This is a genomic window from Nocardiopsis sp. TSRI0078, assembly GCF_001905145.1.
Taxonomy (GTDB): domain Bacteria; phylum Actinomycetota; class Actinomycetes; order Streptosporangiales; family Streptosporangiaceae; genus Nocardiopsis.
On record NZ_LWLB01000033.1, the window covers coordinates 242,827 to 258,534 of the forward strand.

10 protein-coding genes and 1 riboswitch are annotated in these 15,708 nt (G+C 72.2%); of the genes, 9 read left to right on the top strand and 1 reads right to left on the bottom strand.

Annotated features, from left to right (window positions below):
- Positions 1-130 precede the first annotated feature (130 nt).
- The 5 genes from A6A08_RS20290 (at position 131) to thiC (ending at position 9,868) form a co-directional block, all read left to right on the top strand.
- Positions 131-1,498, top strand: a complete 1,368-nt coding sequence (locus A6A08_RS20290) for a glycosyltransferase family 4 protein (RefSeq protein ID WP_073704206.1) — start codon at positions 131-133, stop codon at positions 1,496-1,498.
- On the top strand, positions 1,495-6,063 hold the full coding sequence (locus tag A6A08_RS20295) for an alpha-(1->3)-arabinofuranosyltransferase (protein ID WP_073704207.1): 4,569 nt from the start codon (positions 1,495-1,497) through the stop codon (positions 6,061-6,063). The genes A6A08_RS20290 and A6A08_RS20295 overlap by 4 nt, the downstream gene beginning before the upstream one ends.
- Positions 6,060-7,112 carry a DUF3068 domain-containing protein gene (locus A6A08_RS20300; RefSeq protein WP_073704208.1) on the top strand — a complete coding sequence of 351 codons (1,053 nt, stop codon included), beginning with the start codon at positions 6,060-6,062 and terminating at the stop codon, positions 7,110-7,112. The genes A6A08_RS20295 and A6A08_RS20300 overlap by 4 nt, the downstream gene beginning before the upstream one ends.
- Before the next feature lie 10 nt (positions 7,113-7,122).
- Positions 7,123-7,974: an SOS response-associated peptidase gene (locus A6A08_RS20305; RefSeq protein WP_073704209.1), complete on the top strand. Its 852-nt coding sequence runs from the start codon at positions 7,123-7,125 to the stop codon at positions 7,972-7,974.
- 115 nt (positions 7,975-8,089) lie between these two features.
- A riboswitch (TPP riboswitch) is annotated at positions 8,090-8,201 on the top strand.
- A complete protein-coding gene (thiC, locus tag A6A08_RS20310) occupies positions 8,195-9,868 on the top strand; it encodes a phosphomethylpyrimidine synthase ThiC (protein WP_073704210.1) in 1,674 nt (557 codons plus the stop codon). It overlaps the preceding riboswitch by 7 nt.
- Before the next feature lie 65 nt (positions 9,869-9,933).
- Here thiC and A6A08_RS20315 read toward each other — a convergent pair whose 3' ends face one another.
- Positions 9,934-10,755 carry a class I SAM-dependent methyltransferase gene (locus A6A08_RS20315; RefSeq protein ID WP_073704211.1) on the bottom strand — a complete coding sequence of 274 codons (822 nt, stop codon included), beginning with the start codon at positions 10,753-10,755 and terminating at the stop codon, positions 9,934-9,936.
- A gap of 315 nt (positions 10,756-11,070) precedes the next feature.
- Between A6A08_RS20315 and A6A08_RS20320 the strand changes: the two genes are divergently transcribed.
- From A6A08_RS20320 to A6A08_RS20335, 4 genes are all read left to right on the top strand, one after another.
- Positions 11,071-11,784, top strand: a complete 714-nt coding sequence (locus A6A08_RS20320) for a sigma-70 family RNA polymerase sigma factor (RefSeq protein ID WP_073704212.1) — start codon at positions 11,071-11,073, stop codon at positions 11,782-11,784.
- A complete protein-coding gene (rsrA, locus tag A6A08_RS20325; protein ID WP_073704213.1) occupies positions 11,781-12,089 on the top strand; it encodes a mycothiol system anti-sigma-R factor in 309 nt (102 codons plus the stop codon). Before A6A08_RS20320 ends, rsrA begins: the two co-directional genes overlap by 4 nt.
- An 829-nt stretch (positions 12,090-12,918) precedes the next feature.
- Positions 12,919-14,283 (top strand): HD-GYP domain-containing protein, encoded by a 1,365-nt coding sequence (locus A6A08_RS20330; RefSeq protein ID WP_199866998.1) that lies wholly within the window; start codon positions 12,919-12,921, stop codon positions 14,281-14,283.
- Complete coding sequence (locus tag A6A08_RS20335) at positions 14,283-15,617, top strand: HD-GYP domain-containing protein (RefSeq protein WP_083609198.1); 1,335 nt, start codon at positions 14,283-14,285, stop codon at positions 15,615-15,617. The genes A6A08_RS20330 and A6A08_RS20335 overlap by 1 nt, the downstream gene beginning before the upstream one ends.
- The last annotated feature ends 91 nt before the right edge of the window (positions 15,618-15,708 follow it).

The window sequence follows — 15,708 nt, forward strand, 5'->3', positions numbered from 1 at the left end:
TGACGTCCGGCCCACGGGCCTGTTCGGCGTGCGCTCTGCCCTTCCCCCGGAACGTCGCCGTCCGTGTCCGCCACGAAGCCGAGGGTGTCCGTGCCCGCGTTCGGCCGGACACCGCGCGGAAGGAGAGCGTGTGGTCTTCCAGAAGGTCCACCGGGCCCGCCCGGACGCGGAACCCGACCTGTCCGCGGTCGCGGCGGTCGCCCCCTCCCCGGCGCCGGGGGCCGACGCGGGCGTTCGCACCGGCCCGAAGGACCGCGCCGACCTCGGACCGCGCCTGGACGGCGTCCGCCTGGTCATGATCAACTGGCGCGACCCCTGGCAGTCCGCCGCGGGGGGAGCCGAGGAGTACGCCTGGCGGATCAGCCGCCATCTGGCCGAACGCGGCGCCATCGTCACCTTCCTCACCAGCCGCGAGCCCCACCAGGCCCGCGTGGAGACCCGGGACGGCATCGTCATCCGCCGCATGGGCGGCAGGTTCACCGTCTATCCGCGCGTCATGGCGTGGCTGGCCCTGTGGCGCCGCGAGTACCAGCTCGCCTTCGACTGCATGAACGGCATCCCCTTCCTGTCCCGGCTCGTGCTGCGCCGCGGCACCCGGGTGGTCAGCATCGTCCACCACGTCCACGACCTGCAGTTCAACGCCTACTTCTCGCCGCCGCTGGCCTGGCTGGGCCGGTTCGTCGAGTCCGCCGTCGCCTCGCGCGTCTACCGCCGCTGCACCACCGTCACCGTCTCGGAGTCCTCCCGAAGGGCCATGCGCGACAAGCTCGGCTGGCGCGCGCCCATCGAGATCGTCCACAACGGCGGGCTCCCCGGGGCCGGGCCCCTCGACGGTGCCTCCGAGTCCCCGGCGCACCCCTTCCCGGCGGTGGTGAGCCTGGGCCGCCTGGTGGTCCAAAAGCGCGTCTCCCGGGTCGTCGACCTCGCCCGCCGGCTCCGCGAGGCCCACCCCGGCCTGAGGGTGCACATCATCGGCCGCGGCCCCGAGGGCGCCCCGCTGGCCGAGCGGATCGAGCGCGACGGAACCGGCGACCGCGTCGTCCTGCACGGCTTCCTGCCGGAGGAGGACAAGAACGGCGTCCTGTCCTCCTGCCACCTCCACGTCACCGCCTCGGAGTTCGAGGGCTGGGGGCTGACCGTCATCGAGGCGGCCCGCCTCGGCGTGCCCACCGTGGCCTACGATGTGGACGGACTTCGCGATTCGGTCCGCGACGGTGAGACCGGGTGGCTGGTGCGCGAGGGCGAGGACCTCGCCGACGTGGTCGACCGCGCCCTCAAGGAGCTCTCCGACCCCGGGCGGGCCGAAGAGGTCCGGCGCGCCTGCCGCGCCTGGGCGTCCCGGTTCACCTGGGAGGCCAGCGGCGCGCGGATGACCCGGATCGTCGCCCGGGAGCTCGGACTCCCCGGCGGCACGGCCCCCGACACCCCCGGCACCCCGGAGGACCCGGGCACCACAGGCGTTCCGCGAACGGCGGCAGGCAGGAAAGCGGCAAGGTGACTTCGACGGAATCCACCGCCAGGCGCGAACCGGAGGATTCCAGTACACCGTCCTCCCCGACCCCGGCCTCCGCCGGGAGGGTGGACGAGCGGCTGCTCACGCGGCTGAAGCTCGTCACGGTGTGCCTGCTCCTGGGCGCCCTGGCGGCCAGCATCGACCCCGGCAGGATCGTCAGCGACACCAAGCTCGACCTGACGGCCAACCCCCTGGGGTTCCTGGAACGCGCCCTGCACATGTGGGACGCCTCCTACTTCGGCCAGATCCAGAACCAGGCCTTCGGGTACTTCTTCCCCAACGGCCCCTTCCACCTGCTGTTCGACCTGCTCGGCATGCCCGACTGGCTCATCCAGCGCCTGTGGATGGCCGTCCTGCTCACCGCCGCGTTCACCGGTGTGTACAAGGTCGCCGAGGCGCTGGGCATCGGCACGGTCAACACCCGCATCCTGGCCGGGGTCGCCTACGCCCTCGCCCCGCGCGTGCTGACGCTGCTGTCGTACAACTCCGCCGAGCTGCAGCCCATGCTGCTCATGCCGTGGATCCTGCTGCCGCTCGTGCTCGGCACCAGGCGCGGGTACTCCCCGGCCCGCATGGCCCTGCTCTCGGGGCTGGCCTTCCTGCTGTGCGGCGGCACCAACGCCGCCTCCGAACTGGCGGTGCTGGTCGTTCCCGGCCTGTACCTGCTCACCCGGCGGAACGGCCCCCGCAAGTGGCGGCTCACCGCCTGGTGGGCGGCCGCCCTGGTCCTGGCCTCGTTCTGGTACGTCGTGCCGCTGCTCGTCATGTCGCGGTACGTGTTCTCGTTCATGCCCTACACCGAGCACGCCGCCGTCACCACCGGCGTCACCTCGCTGCTCAACACGCTGCGCGGCACCTCCAACTGGATGGGCTTCCTCCCCGACCAGGGCAACACCGCCCTGCCCTCGGGCGCGGAGCTGTCCCTCGCGCCCTGGCTGATCGCGATGACCGCCCTGGTCGCCGGGCTCGGCCTGGCCGGGCTCATCAACCGGCGCACCCCCGAACGGCTCTTCCTCACCGCGAGCCTGCTCACCGGTACCGCGATCATCGCCGCGGGCTTCACCGGCGACCTCACCGGCCCCTTCGCGGGGACGGTGCAGGAGCTGTTCGACGGCGCGCTGTCCCCGTTCCGCAACGTGCACAAGTTCGACGCGCTCGTGCGCCTGCCCCTGGTCCTGGGCCTGGCCCACCTGCCCGTGGTGGTGGCCCGGGACCGGGCGGACCGGTACGGCACGCCGGTGCCCGGCAGGGTACGCCGCGCCGTCGCGGGCGGTACCTCCGCCGTCTTCCTGGTCACCCTCGTGCCCATCGGCACCGTCGGGATCGCCCCCGCGGGCGCGTACATGGAGATCCCCGACTACTGGTACGAGGCCACCGACTGGCTGGAGGAGCGCTCCGAGGAGCGCGGCATGACCATGGCCCTGCCAGGCTCGGCGCGCGGCGAGTACGAGTGGGGCCGCCCCATGGACGAGCCCATGCAGCCGCTGCTGGAGGGCGCCTGGACCAACCACCAGATCGTCCCGTGGGGTTCGGCGGGCGTCTCCCGCATCACCCACGAGATCGACCAGCGCGTCTCCTCCGGGCGCGGCTCGGCCGGGCTCACCGCCACCTTCGCCCGCATGGGCGTCACCCACCTCATCGTGCGCAACGACCTCCAGCGTGTCGGCAACAACGGCGGCTGGCCCGCCCGTGTCCACCACGCCCTGCAGGACTCGCCGGGGATCACCCGCGCGGCCGAGTTCGGCCCGTTCATCGGCTCCCTGGACCACGAGTCCGCCTCACAGTGGTTCGACCAGCCCTACCGGAGCCTGACGATCTACGAGGTGGAGGACGCCGCGCCCACCGTCGGCACCGTGCCCGCCGACGAGGTGCTGCGGGTCACCGGCGGCCCCGAGTCCGTACTCCACCTGGCCGAACAGGGACTGGTCGACGACGACCGCCCGATCCTGCTCGGCGACGACCCCGGAGCCGCGCGGGTGGCCGCCGGGGACACGGTCGTCACCGACACGGCGCGCCGCCGCGAGGTCGTCTACCCCGACGTGCGCCGCAACGTGTCGGCCACCCTCACGGAGGACGAGGAGTTCGAACGCGACGTCCCCGCCCCCGACATCCTCGACCCGGCGTGGCGGGACTACCTCGCCCACGCCGAGGACATCGGGATCGCCTCGGTGCGCGCCTCCTCCTCCGAGAGCGGGGCGGGAGCGCGCGCCACCGACCGCGACCCCGGGCACGCCCCGTACGCCGCGCTGGACGACGACCTCGCCACCTCTTGGCGGTCCAGCGCCTTCACCGGTGCCCTGGGCGAGTGGATCGAGGTCGAGTTCACCGAACCGCAGGACCTGACCGGGCTCAGCGTCGCCTTCGAGCAGATGGCCGACGACCCGCCGCCCTCCCGGGTCACCCTCATCACCGACGACGGTGAGGCGCAGGTGCCCGTCGCCGAGACCGGAGAGCCCCAGGAGCTGGTGGCTCCGCCGGGGACGACCACCACGCTGCGTGTGCGTGTGGACGAGCTCGCCTGGGAGCCGGAGTACCGCTTCGGCACCCGGGTGGGCGTCTCCTCGATCTCCGTGCCCGGCCTGGAGCCGGCCCGGACGCTGCGGGTGCCCGGTCCGGCCGACACCGGAACCCTGCTCTTCACCGGCTCCACCGGCACCGCGCCCGGCTGCATGGAGGGCTCCCACGTGTGGGTGTGCAACCCCCGCCTCCAGGTGCAGGGCGAGGACGCGCGCCGCCTGGACCGCACGTTCGAACTGTCCGCGGACGCGGCCGCCGCGCCGCACACGGTCTCGGGCGAGGTCGTGCTCACCGACCCGCGCGAGGCGGAGAACGCCGCCAACCGTGCCGGACCCCCTCCGCACGTGACCTCCTCCTCCGCCGCCGTGCAGCATCCCGCCGCCATGGGCCGCGGTGCGCTGGACGACGACGAGAGCACCGTCTGGTACCCGGACCCGGAGGAGAAGAACCCCTGGCTCGACATCGAGCTGGGCGCACCCACCGCGATCGACCACCTGGAGGTCGACTTCCCCCGCGCGGACAGCGTGCTGAGGCCGATCCGGGTCACCGTCGAGGGCGGGGACACCGTCCGCGAGGGGTGGCTGGACGGCAGCGGCCGGGTGGACTTCGCCGAGTTCACCGCGCGGTCGCTGCGGGTGACCTTCGAGCGTCCCGAGGGCCAGTCCCTGGAGATCGGCACCATCACCCTGCCCGGGGTGGACCCGGTGGACCCGCTGCCCGAGGGCGAGGCCTCCACGCCCTGCGGGCTCGGCCCCACCCTGCGGGTCAACGGCCGGCGGGTGGAGACACGCATCAGCGGGGGCACCCTCGCCGACCAGCTCACCGGCCGTCCGCTGCGCTACGAGAGCTGCACCGACCTGGACCTGGCAGAGGGCGGGAACCGGATCGTGGTCGACCCCGGCAACCGCTACGAGGTGCGCTCGGCCCTGGTGGAGAGCACCGACCCGGTCGCGGACCGGCCCGAGGTCACCATGGCCGGGGTGGAGGCCCTGCACGAGTGGGGGCCGGGCGAGCGCCGCTTCGACGTGGACGTCGACGAGGACAGCCTGCTCGTGGTCAACGAGAACTTCAACGAGGGCTGGGATGCCCGCCTGGAGGGGGCCGACGGGCCGCTGGAGCCGGTCCGCCTGGAGGGGTGGAAGCAGGCCTGGGTGCTCCCCGAGGGCAGCGCGGGCACCGTCACCCTCACCTACGCCCCCGACACCGCCTACCACCGGGCCCTCGCCGTGGGCGCGGGGATGGCGGTGCTGCTGGTGGTGCTGGCCCTGTGGCCGAGGCGCCTGCTGCCCGGGGGAGCGCCGCCGCGGACCTTCGCGCAGCGCGGCTCGCGCGCCCTGCCCGGCGCCGGGGCCGGGTGGATGGGGCGGCGTGCGGTGCTGCCGCTCGGGCTCGCCTACGGGGTGTGGGTGGCCGGCGCCGTCGGTGCGGCCCTGGTCGGGCTGATCCTGCTGTGCATGTGGTGGCTGGGCCGGCAGGCTCCCCGGGGGCTGCGGCACGCCAAGCCGGGGCGGCCGTCCATGGGCGGACGGTTGCTGCCCCACCTGGCGGGTCCGTGGCCGGTGGTGGCGTCGCTCGGGCTGGCCGGGCTGGCCATGGCCGTGGGCACCCACCTGGCGCTGTACATGCCCTTCCACGACGTCACCGAGGTGTTCGGTTCGGCGCTGCGCGGCTGGGTCCCGCAACTGCTGTGCCTGCCCGCGCTGGCCCGGCTCGTCCTGGCGCTGGGGCAGCGGGGCGACGGTGAACCCGCCGACGCCGACCCGCCCTCGGTCCGTGCCCGGGACCTCGCCGCCCCGGGTACGCACGCGCCGTCCGGGACCGTGGTGTCGTCCGGGACCGCCGTGCCGTCCGTGGCCGACGCGAACGGTGAAGCCGTCAGGGTGCGCGCCGAAGACGGGTCCGGCGGCACGGCCGCGGCGCACGCGGCCGACGGCGCCTCCGACGGCGACGCGGGAGTCCGCTCCGGCGGCGGGGAGCCGTCCCGGGGCGGGGACGACCTGCGTGAGAGCGACCCCGAGGAGGCCCGGACATGAGCGTGCTGGAGGCCGACGAAGCGACCCGCCACCGGAGCGGCCCCGGCGGAACGGGACCGGGCGCCGCCCCCTCCCCGGGCACCGTCCTGGTGGCCGTGGGCGCGTTCCTGCTCACCCTGGCCGCCCTCCTGCCCCTGTACGTGCACGACCGGGTGGCCCTGCTGCCCGCCGAGGCCGAGTTCGACGTCCGCATGGTCGACGACGGGGGCGCCTGGTACCTGGACACCTCCACGTGGTCGTGGGTGGAGGCCCCCGAGCTCACACGGACCACCCGGGTGGACGCCTCGGCGCACGGCGGCGACTGGTCGGCGTGGGAGGTGTCCGTGGACACCGCGGTGCCCGACCGGATGATCGACCACTGGAGCCGGCGGGTCATCGTCGACCGGGAGACCGGCCGGGCGGTCAACTGCTGCGGCGAGCACGTCGACGGCGACCGCGCGGTCCGGCAGGCGGGGCTCGTGTTCTTCTGGCCGCCCGGCGCCGAGGAGGGCGACCACCCGTTCTACGACGCCGAGGTGCGCGCGGCGCCCTCGGTGGAGTTCCGGGCGGAGGAGGAGGTGGCCGGCGTGCCGGTCCGCCGGTACGAGCAGACGATCGGGGCCACCCAGGTGCCCGACTCCGCGCGCCCGGTACCCGCCGACCTGTTCCGTCCGGGGGCCGCTGGTACGGTCACCGCCACCCGCTGGCTCGAGGTCCGCCGCACGTTCTGGGTGGAGCCGGTCAGCGGGACCGTCGTCAACGCGCACGAGACGCGCTCGGAGACCCTGCGTCCGCGGAACGACTCCGGCGAGGCGCCCCTGCTGTACGCCGAGCTGGCCATGGTGGACCACCAGGTCTCGGCCTACGCCGAGCAGGCCCGCGTCCGCTCGGTACTGCTGCTCTCCCTGGGCTCCTGGGCGCCGTGGACCCTGGCTCCCCTGGGGGCCCTGGCCGTGCTGGCCGGTGTGGTCCGGGCCTGGCGCGCCCGGAACGCGGCCGAGAAGGAGGAGGGGCGTGTGGAGCCGGGGAACACGGGTGTTCCGGGGGAGGACGGGCCGGCCACGTCGTAGGATCAAACACATGTGCGGTCGTTATGCCCAGTCCCGGAACGTGCACCAGCTGCAGCTCGCCTTCGGCCTGCCGGAGCAGGCCCTGCCCGAGGAGGCCGACCCCCGGGCGTGGCCCCCGCTGGAGGAGCTGGCGCCGGACTACAACATCTCGCCCGGCAGGCCCGTGTACGCGGTGCTCGGCCCGCCGCCCCGGGCCGGGGACCAGGGGCCGCCCGGGCCGCGCTCCCTGCACACCATGCGCTGGGGCCTGATCCCCTCCTGGGCCAAGGACCGCAACATCGGCTACCGGATGATCAACGCGCGCAGCGAGACCGTCGCCGACAAGCCCGCCTTCCGCACGGCCTTCCGGCGCCGCCGCTGCCTGCTCCCCGCCGACGCCTACTACGAGTGGCAGCTGGTCGGCAGGGACGGGTCGGTCCAGGCGAGCACCTCGCCCGTCACCGACCCCCACCACAAGAAGCGCAAGTCCAAGGCGGACAAGAAGCCCTACTCCATCCACTACCCCGACGGCCGGCCGCTGGCCATGGCGGGGATCTTCGAGCGCTGGCGCGACCCGGAGGTGGCCGAGGACGACCCCGCCGCGTGGGTGTGGAGCTGCGCCGTCATCACCACCGCCGCCGCTCCCGAGCTCGCCCACATCCACGAGCGCATGCCCGTCGTCGTGCCCCCCGAGGACTGGGCGGCCTGGCTGGACCCGGAGACCGGAGCCGACGACCTGGCGCACCTGCTGGAGGACACCCCGGCCGACCGGTTCGGGGTCGACGAGGTCTCCACCGACGTCAACAGCATCAAGAACAACCGCCCCGACCTGCTCGAACCCGTCCCCGCCACCGGGGGTGGCGGGGCGGAGACACTTTTCTGACCCAGGGGACGGTAGACGGGCCCGGGGCGGACCCCGGTATGGTGTCCGGAGCCACGGCGGGACCGGCGGACCGGTCCCGCGGCCCGGGACACGTCCCACGTGTTCCGCACATCTTCATACGCAACGCGGGAGCTCGCGCCATGGCGGGCTGAGAGGGCGGCTCAACGGTGTCGCCGACCGCAGAACCTGTTCGGGTAATTCCGACGTAGGGAGGCATGCCATGACGGCTCTCGACGGCCGCGACACCGGTTCCACCGGCGAGCACCGGGTGACCACCGGTCCCATCACGGGATCGACCAAGGTCTACCGGGAGATCGACACCCCCGAGGGACACACGCTCCGCGTCCCGCAGCGCCGGGTGGAACTCAGCAACGGCAGCCACTTCGACCTGTACGACACCTCCGGCCCCTACACCGACGACACCGCGCGCGTCGACGTCCACCGGGGCCTTCCCCCGACCCGGCGGGAGTGGGCCGCCGAGCGCACCCCGGCCGGCGGCGCGACCACCCAGCTGGCCCACGCCAAGGCCGGGACCATCACCCCGGAGATGCGCTTCGCCGCCGCCCGCGAGGGCATGGACCCCGAGTTCGTCCGCCAGGAGGTGGCCATCGGCCGGGCGGTCATCCCCGCCAACCGGTGCCACCCCGAGTCCGAGCCGATGATCATCGGCAAGAACTTCCTGGTCAAGATCAACGCCAACATCGGCAACTCCGCCGTCACCTCCTCCGTCCCCGAGGAGGTGGAGAAGATGGTGTGGGCCACCCGCTGGGGCGCCGACACCGTCATGGACCTGTCCACCGGCAGGCGCATCCACGAGACCCGCGAGCGCATCCTGCGCAACTCGCCCGTCCCGATCGGCACCGTGCCCATCTACCAGGCGCTGGAGAAGGTCGACGGCGACCCGGCCGCGCTGAGCTGGGAGGTCTACCGGGACACCGTCATCGAGCAGTGCGAGCAGGGCGTGGACTACATGACCGTGCACGCGGGTGTGCTGCTGCGCTACGTGCCGCTCACCGCCCGCAGGGTCACCGGCATCGTCTCGCGCGGCGGCTCCATCATGGCGGCCTGGTGCCTGGCCCACCACAAGGAGAGCTTCCTGTACACCCACTACGAGGAACTGTGCGAGATCCTCCGGGAGTACGACGTCACCTTCTCCCTGGGGGACGGGCTGCGTCCGGGCTCGATCGCCGACGCCAACGACGAGGCCCAGTTCGCCGAACTGCGCACCCTCGGCGAGCTCACCCACATCGCCCGCGCGCACGACGTGCAGGTGATGATCGAGGGGCCCGGGCACGTGCCGATGCACAAGGTCGCGGAGAACGTGCGCCTGGAGGAGGAGCTGTGCGGGGAGGCCCCGTTCTACACGCTCGGCCCCCTGGCCACCGACGTCGCGCCCGGCTACGACCACATCACCTCGGCGATCGGCGCCGCCCAGATCGGCTGGCACGGCACGGCGATGCTGTGCTACGTCACGCCCAAGGAGCACCTGGGCCTGCCCAACCGGGACGACGTCAAGACCGGTGTGATCACCTACAAGCTCGCCGCGCACGCCGCCGACCTGGCCAAGGGCCACCCCAGGGCGCAGAAGTGGGACGACGAGCTGTCCAAGGCGCGGTTCGAGTTCCGCTGGCAGGACCAGTTCCACCTGGCGCTGGATCCCGACACCGCTCAGTCCTTCCACGACGAGACCCTGCCCGCCGAGCCGGCCAAGACCGCGCACTTCTGCTCCATGTGCGGGCCGAAGTTCTGCTCCATGAAGATCACCCAGGACGTGCGCAGGTACGCCGAGGAGAACGGTCTGGAGACGGTCGCCGCCATCGAGAAGGGCATGGCCGACAAGTCCGCGGAGTTCGCCGAGCACGGCAACCGCGTCTACCTCCCCCTCGCGGAGTGACCCAGGCGTGCCCGGGAGCCTCTCCGGCTCCCGGGCACGCCCGCTCATGCCCCGCGGGCGGCGCGCTAGCGGGGCTTCCTCGCGCTCGCCACCAGGTGCACCCCCACGTAGTCGTCGGACTCGGTGGCGCGCAGTTCCATCTCCACCAGGTGCCCCATCGCCCTCGGATCGCGCGCCAGCACCATCTCCACGGTGGAGGCGGACAGCACCGTGCGCGGCTTGACCCACTCCAGTTCCAGACCGGCGTCGGTGAGCGTGTCGGTGAGCTGCTCGGCCGTGAAGCACCGCGTGATGGAACCGTCCGGCCAGGGCACCAGGAGCACGTCCGCGGTGGGCGCGTGGCTCAGCTCGGGCCAGCAGTCCTGCTCTGCCAGCAGGGCCATCCCCAGCACCACCGAGTCCACGCACAACAGCGTCCTGCCGCCGGGGCGCAGCACACGGGCGACCTCGGCCAGGGCCGCCTCGGTGGCCAGGTGCCGGGACAGGATCCGGTTGTCGGCGATGACCCCGTCGAAGGCCCCGGAGGCGAAGTTGCGCAGGAACGCGGAGTCGCCCACCACGTGGCGCAGCCGGCCGCGCGGCGCGGGCGCGGGCACCATCGCGCGGCCGTTCACCAGGGTCAGCGGGCGGCGTACCGCCATGTCCGCGGAGGGCAGCAGCGTGACCACGTCGTGCCCGGCGGCCACCGCGCGCGGGGTGCCCTGGTAGTCGGGGCTGGACACGTCGAGCAGGCGGGAGGGGGCCTCCGGGAGCCACCGGGCGATCTGGGCCTCGGCGACCGCCCAGTAGAAGCGCCAGTAGTCCGACAGCCGGTCGGGGGTGGCGAACTGGGCCGTCGGAGACCGGGGGCGGTCGGAGGCCGGGGTTGAGGACGGTCGCACGTGCACTCCTCTCCCATCCTTCAAGTGGTCCTACCCGCACTCTGCCATGCCTCACCACCGATGACGGAGCCAAACGACGAAGTCGCGGGCGGCGGGAGGTCCCCGCTGGCGCCCGGCGCGGAATCAGCTCGTGGAGAGCGTTGTTGTCACCGACATCGCGCCCCGCAGGCGAAGGACATCCGGGCGCGTGACACGCGAGTATCTGGGGAGGGTCGTCAGACCATGCCGACTGCCGGGGCGTGCCTTGCGCACGAGGAAGCGGTGTCGGCGCCACGCGGCGCCGATGCGCGGGTCCGTGCCACGGGACCGTATCGTTGGGGTATGGATGCCCCAGCTGGGACCAGCGCGAGGAGGCCGACGGGCTTGGAACAGGGCCAGGAGCAGGAGACAGCCGAGGAACGGGACGAGCGCTTCGAGAGGGACGTGCTTCCCTACCTCGACCAGCTCTACTCCGCGGCGCTGCGGATGACCCGTAACCCCGCGGACGCGGAGGACCTCGTCCAGGAGACCTTCGCCAAGGCGTTCGGTTCGTTCCACCAGTTCAAACAGGGAACGAACCTCAAGGCGTGGCTCTACCGCATCCTCACCAACACCTTCATCAACTCCTATCGCAAGAAGCAGCGCGAGCCCAAGCAGGCGGGGAGCGAGGACGTCGAGGACTGGCAGTTGGCGCAGGCCGCGTCGCACACCGCGGCGGGCCTGAAGTCGGCTGAGGCCGAGGCGCTCGAGCACCTCCCTGACACCGACGTCAAGAGGGCGCTCCAGGAGCTGCCCGAGGACTTCCGGATCGCGGTGTACCTCGCCGACGTCGAGGGCTTCGCGTACAAGGAGGTCGCCGAGATCATGGCGACCCCCATCGGGACGGTCATGTCCCGGCTGCACAGGGGGCGCCGCCAGCTCCGGTCCCTTCTTGAGGAGTACGCGATGGAGCGGGGGTTCCTCCCGGCGAGGGCGGCGGAGACCGCCGCGGCCGCCTCGGGAACCTCCGCGCGTGGGCGGGGACAGGACGGCCCGGATCGAGGAGATCGGCAATGAGCGGTGGCCACGAAGAACACAGCGGCACCCCGTGTAGCGAGGTGCTCGACAAGCTCTACACCTACATCGACGGTGAACTCGAGGAGCCCAACTGCGAGCAGATCCGGCGGCACCTGGACGAGTGCGGCCCCTGCCTGGAGGAGCACGGGCTCGAAGAGGCGGTGAAGAAGCTCGTGGCCAAGCACTGCGGCTGCGATCCGGTACCGATGGACCTGAGGGACAAGGTGCTCGGGCGCCTGTCGCAGGCGCGGACGGAGCAGCTGGCCCGTGAGGCCCGGGCGGAGACTCCCGGCACACGTGCCTGAGGGCACTTCCACGGGATCCCCGTAACCTGGAACGCACGGTGGCGGAAGCTGGAATTCCAGCTTCCGCCACTTTTTAATGCCATTAGTGTCTTTCTGTCGCATTGATGGACTGTGCTGTGGTGTGCGACTTTTGTGCGGTTTTGTGTAGATGTCGTACTGGAACCCCTGTGCCTGTCGGGGTTTTGGTCACGCGCCCTTCGAACGGTCCTCCCGGTGCTTCTGTCGACACGCCCGGCGCGCCCGGGGCGTTCCCGCCCGTGACCGACTCGGAATGATTTTTCCTGCGGGTTCCGGGACGTGTTTACTACAGTTACTATCTGTAGTCATGCCTGGTGGTTCCGTCTGGAGGGGGAGTGTGCAACCGGCATTGCCGTGGAGCTTTGGTGTCTGGCGTCCGGTGTGCCATGATTACGCATAGTAATCAGGTGGCGTCACTAATTGAATTCGTAGTTCCATATTCCGGAACTTGACGCCGTTCGGAGGGTCCGAACTGAGGGTGGTTCGGGTTGGTGGTAATCAGGAGGCCGTCGTTGGCCGTTAAACTGGACGCCATATCCAACGAATGGGGTAATTTACGCGGCGTGCCCGGGGAAATGTCGGTGCGCCTGCGTTCGGGAGAGGGGAGAACGATGTTCGTCGGTATGCTCTACGTCGCGATGGCAACTGTTTGGGCGACAGCCGCCTTCACCGGATGGTCCTGGTGGTAGAACAGAACCGGTGAAACCATGACAGTCCGGTTGTTGTCGGCGGGGGGTGAACGGGGGTGCGGGCTCTTCCTGGGGGCGCGCGTGTCTACGTCGGAATCATCGTTGTCAGTGCTGTCACCATCATGCTCATCGGGCCCTACGAGGGTATCGATCTGCGTACGCTGGCCCTGATCGCGATCCTCTTCGTGGTCGCGGAGTCGATCAGCACACTCGTCCTCACGGGCGTCAAGGCGGGGATCTCCCCGAGTTCGGCGGTGTCCCTGGCCGCGGTCGTCCTGGTCGGGCCGGTGGGGGCGGCGGTGGTCGGTTTCGCCTCCTGCTTCTCCATCCGCAAGCAGAGCCTCGTCAAGAGGGCCTTCAACGGGGCACAGTTCGCACTGGCGGCCTACGCGGCCGGACATGTCTACCTTCTGCTCGGCGGAACCGCGGGGGAGCCGGGGAGGGAGGACTTCCCGGCTCTCGTCCTCCCCTACGTCGCCGCCGTCCTGGTGCACTCGCTGGTCAACTCGGTGCTCATCGCCGTCCTGATGTGGACACTGGGCGCCGTGCGGCCCGGCGGCCCCAAGGGCAGGTTCCACTGGCGCCCCCTGGTGGCGGTGGAGCTGTCCTCCATGGGGTACCAGATGCTCGGGCTGGCCATCGCCGCGGTCTGGGGCGGGGTCGGCCTCGTCGCACCGCTGCTGGTGCTGCTGCCCTTGTTCATCGCGCGCTGGACCTTCGCCCAGCAGCTGGACGAGACCCGCGCGCACGAGGCCACCCTGGCCACGCTCTGCCAGGCGGTCGAGACCAAGGACTACTACACCCGGGGCCACTGCATGCGCGTCGCGGAGGGCGCGGCCATGATCGCCCGGGAACTGGGTATGCCCGCCGAACGGGTGCAGAAGATCCGGTACGCCGGGATGCTGCACGACATCGGCAAGCTCGGAGTACCCACCAAGGTGTTGCAGAAGACCGGAAGGCTCACCGACGACGAGTACGCGGCCATCAAGCTGCACCCGACACGGGGCTACGAGATCGTGCGGGAGATCAGCTTCCTGGACGAGGCCCTGGCCGGAATCCGGCACCACCACGAGCGGTTGGACGGGCGCGGATACCCCATGGGGCTGGTCGGGATGGAGATCCCCGAGTCCGCGCGCGTCATCAGCGTCGCCGACGTGTTCGACTGCCTGACCTCCACGAGGTCCTACCGCAAGGCGTGGTCGGTGGACGACGCCATCGCCGAGCTGAGGGCCTGCGCCGGGACCCAGTTCGACCCCAGGATGGTCGAGGCGCTCGTGCGCGCCGTGGAGCGCGAGGGCTGGGAGACCCCGGACATCGCCGAGCCCCCGGGCGGCTGCTACGGGGCCGGGGCCGCCGACGAGTCCGACGCCCGCGCCGTGGAGGCCGCCCAGGCGGCCGAGGAGGTTCCCGCCGTGGCGGACGCGATCGCCGGCCCCGAGGACTCCGGGGCCTCCGCCGAGGCAGTGACGGGCGGGCGTGACCGATGATGACGCAGAGACAGTCGGAGGGGCCTCGCTCGTCCGGTCCCGTGCTGCACGGACCGGAGGGCGGGGCGCTGAGCCACCAGCGCCCGCGCGGGCCGATCTGGCGGACCTCCCGCCCGGTGAGCGCCGTGCTGGTGGCCGCGGTGGGCGGCGGCGCCCTGGCGGCTCTGGTCTGGACCGCCGCGACCGGGTTCGTGGAACCGTACGTGGCGCTGGCGTTCTGCCTGGTCATCGCGGTCGGTGAGCTCGCCAGGATCACCCTGCCGGGACACCGGGAGGCCGCGCCCATCGCCTCGGCCGGCGCGATCAGCTACGCGTTCCTGCTGACGCTGGGCGCCGGGCCCCTGCACCACTCCGCCTGGCAGGTGGTGGCGGTGGTCGCCCTGGGGGTGGCCCTGGGCGAGCTGCCCCACATCGCCGTGGGCCGGGGCCCGCGGGTGGAGGACGTGGCCCGCCGGGTGCTCGTCGCGGTGCTGCTCGCGGTCGCCTTCCGGCCCCTGGCCGAACAGCTCGGCCTGTCGGGCCCGTCGGTGACGGCGACCCTGCTGATGGCCGCACTGGTCATGCTCGCCTGGCTGGTGGACGCCCTGGTGGCGGCGGTGCTGCGTGCCGAGCGCCTGCGCACCCGCCTGGGGGTGGCGGTCCGCGACGAGCTGCGGGCCCAGTTCGCCATGGGCGCGGCGATCGGCTCCAGCGGTGTGCTCATCGCGCTGGCCTGTACGGTGACCGGTCTGGCGGGCCTGCTGGTGTTCACCGCTCCGCTGCTGGTCTCGCAGGCGGCCTTCCGCCGCCACGCGGAGGTGCGGCGGACCTACCTGGAGACGGTGCGGGCGCTCTCGCGCGTCACCGAGGTGGGCGGATACGTGGAGAACGGGCACTCCCGCCGCGTCAGCCACCTGGCGCACGGGATCGCCTGCGAGCTGGGCCTGGCCGAGGCCGAGCTGCTGGAGCTGGAGTACGCCGCCCTGATGCACGACATCGGCCAGCTGTCCCTGCGCGAGCCCATCGCGGGCGGCGCCACCGTGCTCGCCTCGCCGAGGGAGCAGCGCCGGATAGCGGAGCTCGGCTCGGCGATCATCCGCGAGACCGGTGTGCTGGACAACGTGGCCGAGATGGTCCGCCGCCAGTGCGAGCCGCTCGCCGGCGACGGGGACGAGGGCGTGCCGCCGCTGGGCAGCAGGATCATCAAGGTGGCCAACGCCTTCGACGACCTGGTCGGCGAGAACGGCGACCGGGAGCGCCGGACCGCCGTCCTGGAGCGCCTGCGGATGGACACCGGCAGCGAGTACGACCCCCGTGTGGTGGACGCCCTGGCGTCGGTGCTCTCCCGCCTCTGAGGCCCGCTCCGCAACCGGCGGGGACCGGCCTGGGAGCGGCACGCCAGCCCCGGGAGACGTCCACAAGCGGGCGAACCGGCCAGTCAGTCGG

Excerpts from the sequence above, each read along its gene's own strand:
- thiC (WP_073704210.1), top strand. The coding sequence starts at position 8,195 with ATGACGGCTCTCGACGGCCGCGACACCGGTTCCACCGGCGAGCACCGG.
- A6A08_RS20305 (WP_073704209.1), top strand. The coding sequence starts at position 7,123 with ATGTGCGGTCGTTATGCCCAGTCCCGGAACGTGCACCAGCTGCAGCTC.
- A6A08_RS20320 (WP_073704212.1), top strand. The coding sequence starts at position 11,071 with ATGGATGCCCCAGCTGGGACCAGCGCGAGGAGGCCGACGGGCTTGGAA.
- A6A08_RS20335 (WP_083609198.1), top strand. The coding sequence starts at position 14,283 with ATGACGCAGAGACAGTCGGAGGGGCCTCGCTCGTCCGGTCCCGTGCTG.
- rsrA (WP_073704213.1), top strand. The coding sequence starts at position 11,781 with ATGAGCGGTGGCCACGAAGAACACAGCGGCACCCCGTGTAGCGAGGTG.
- A6A08_RS20300 (WP_073704208.1), top strand. The coding sequence starts at position 6,060 with ATGAGCGTGCTGGAGGCCGACGAAGCGACCCGCCACCGGAGCGGCCCC.
- A6A08_RS20330 (WP_199866998.1), top strand. The coding sequence starts at position 12,919 with ATGCTCATCGGGCCCTACGAGGGTATCGATCTGCGTACGCTGGCCCTG.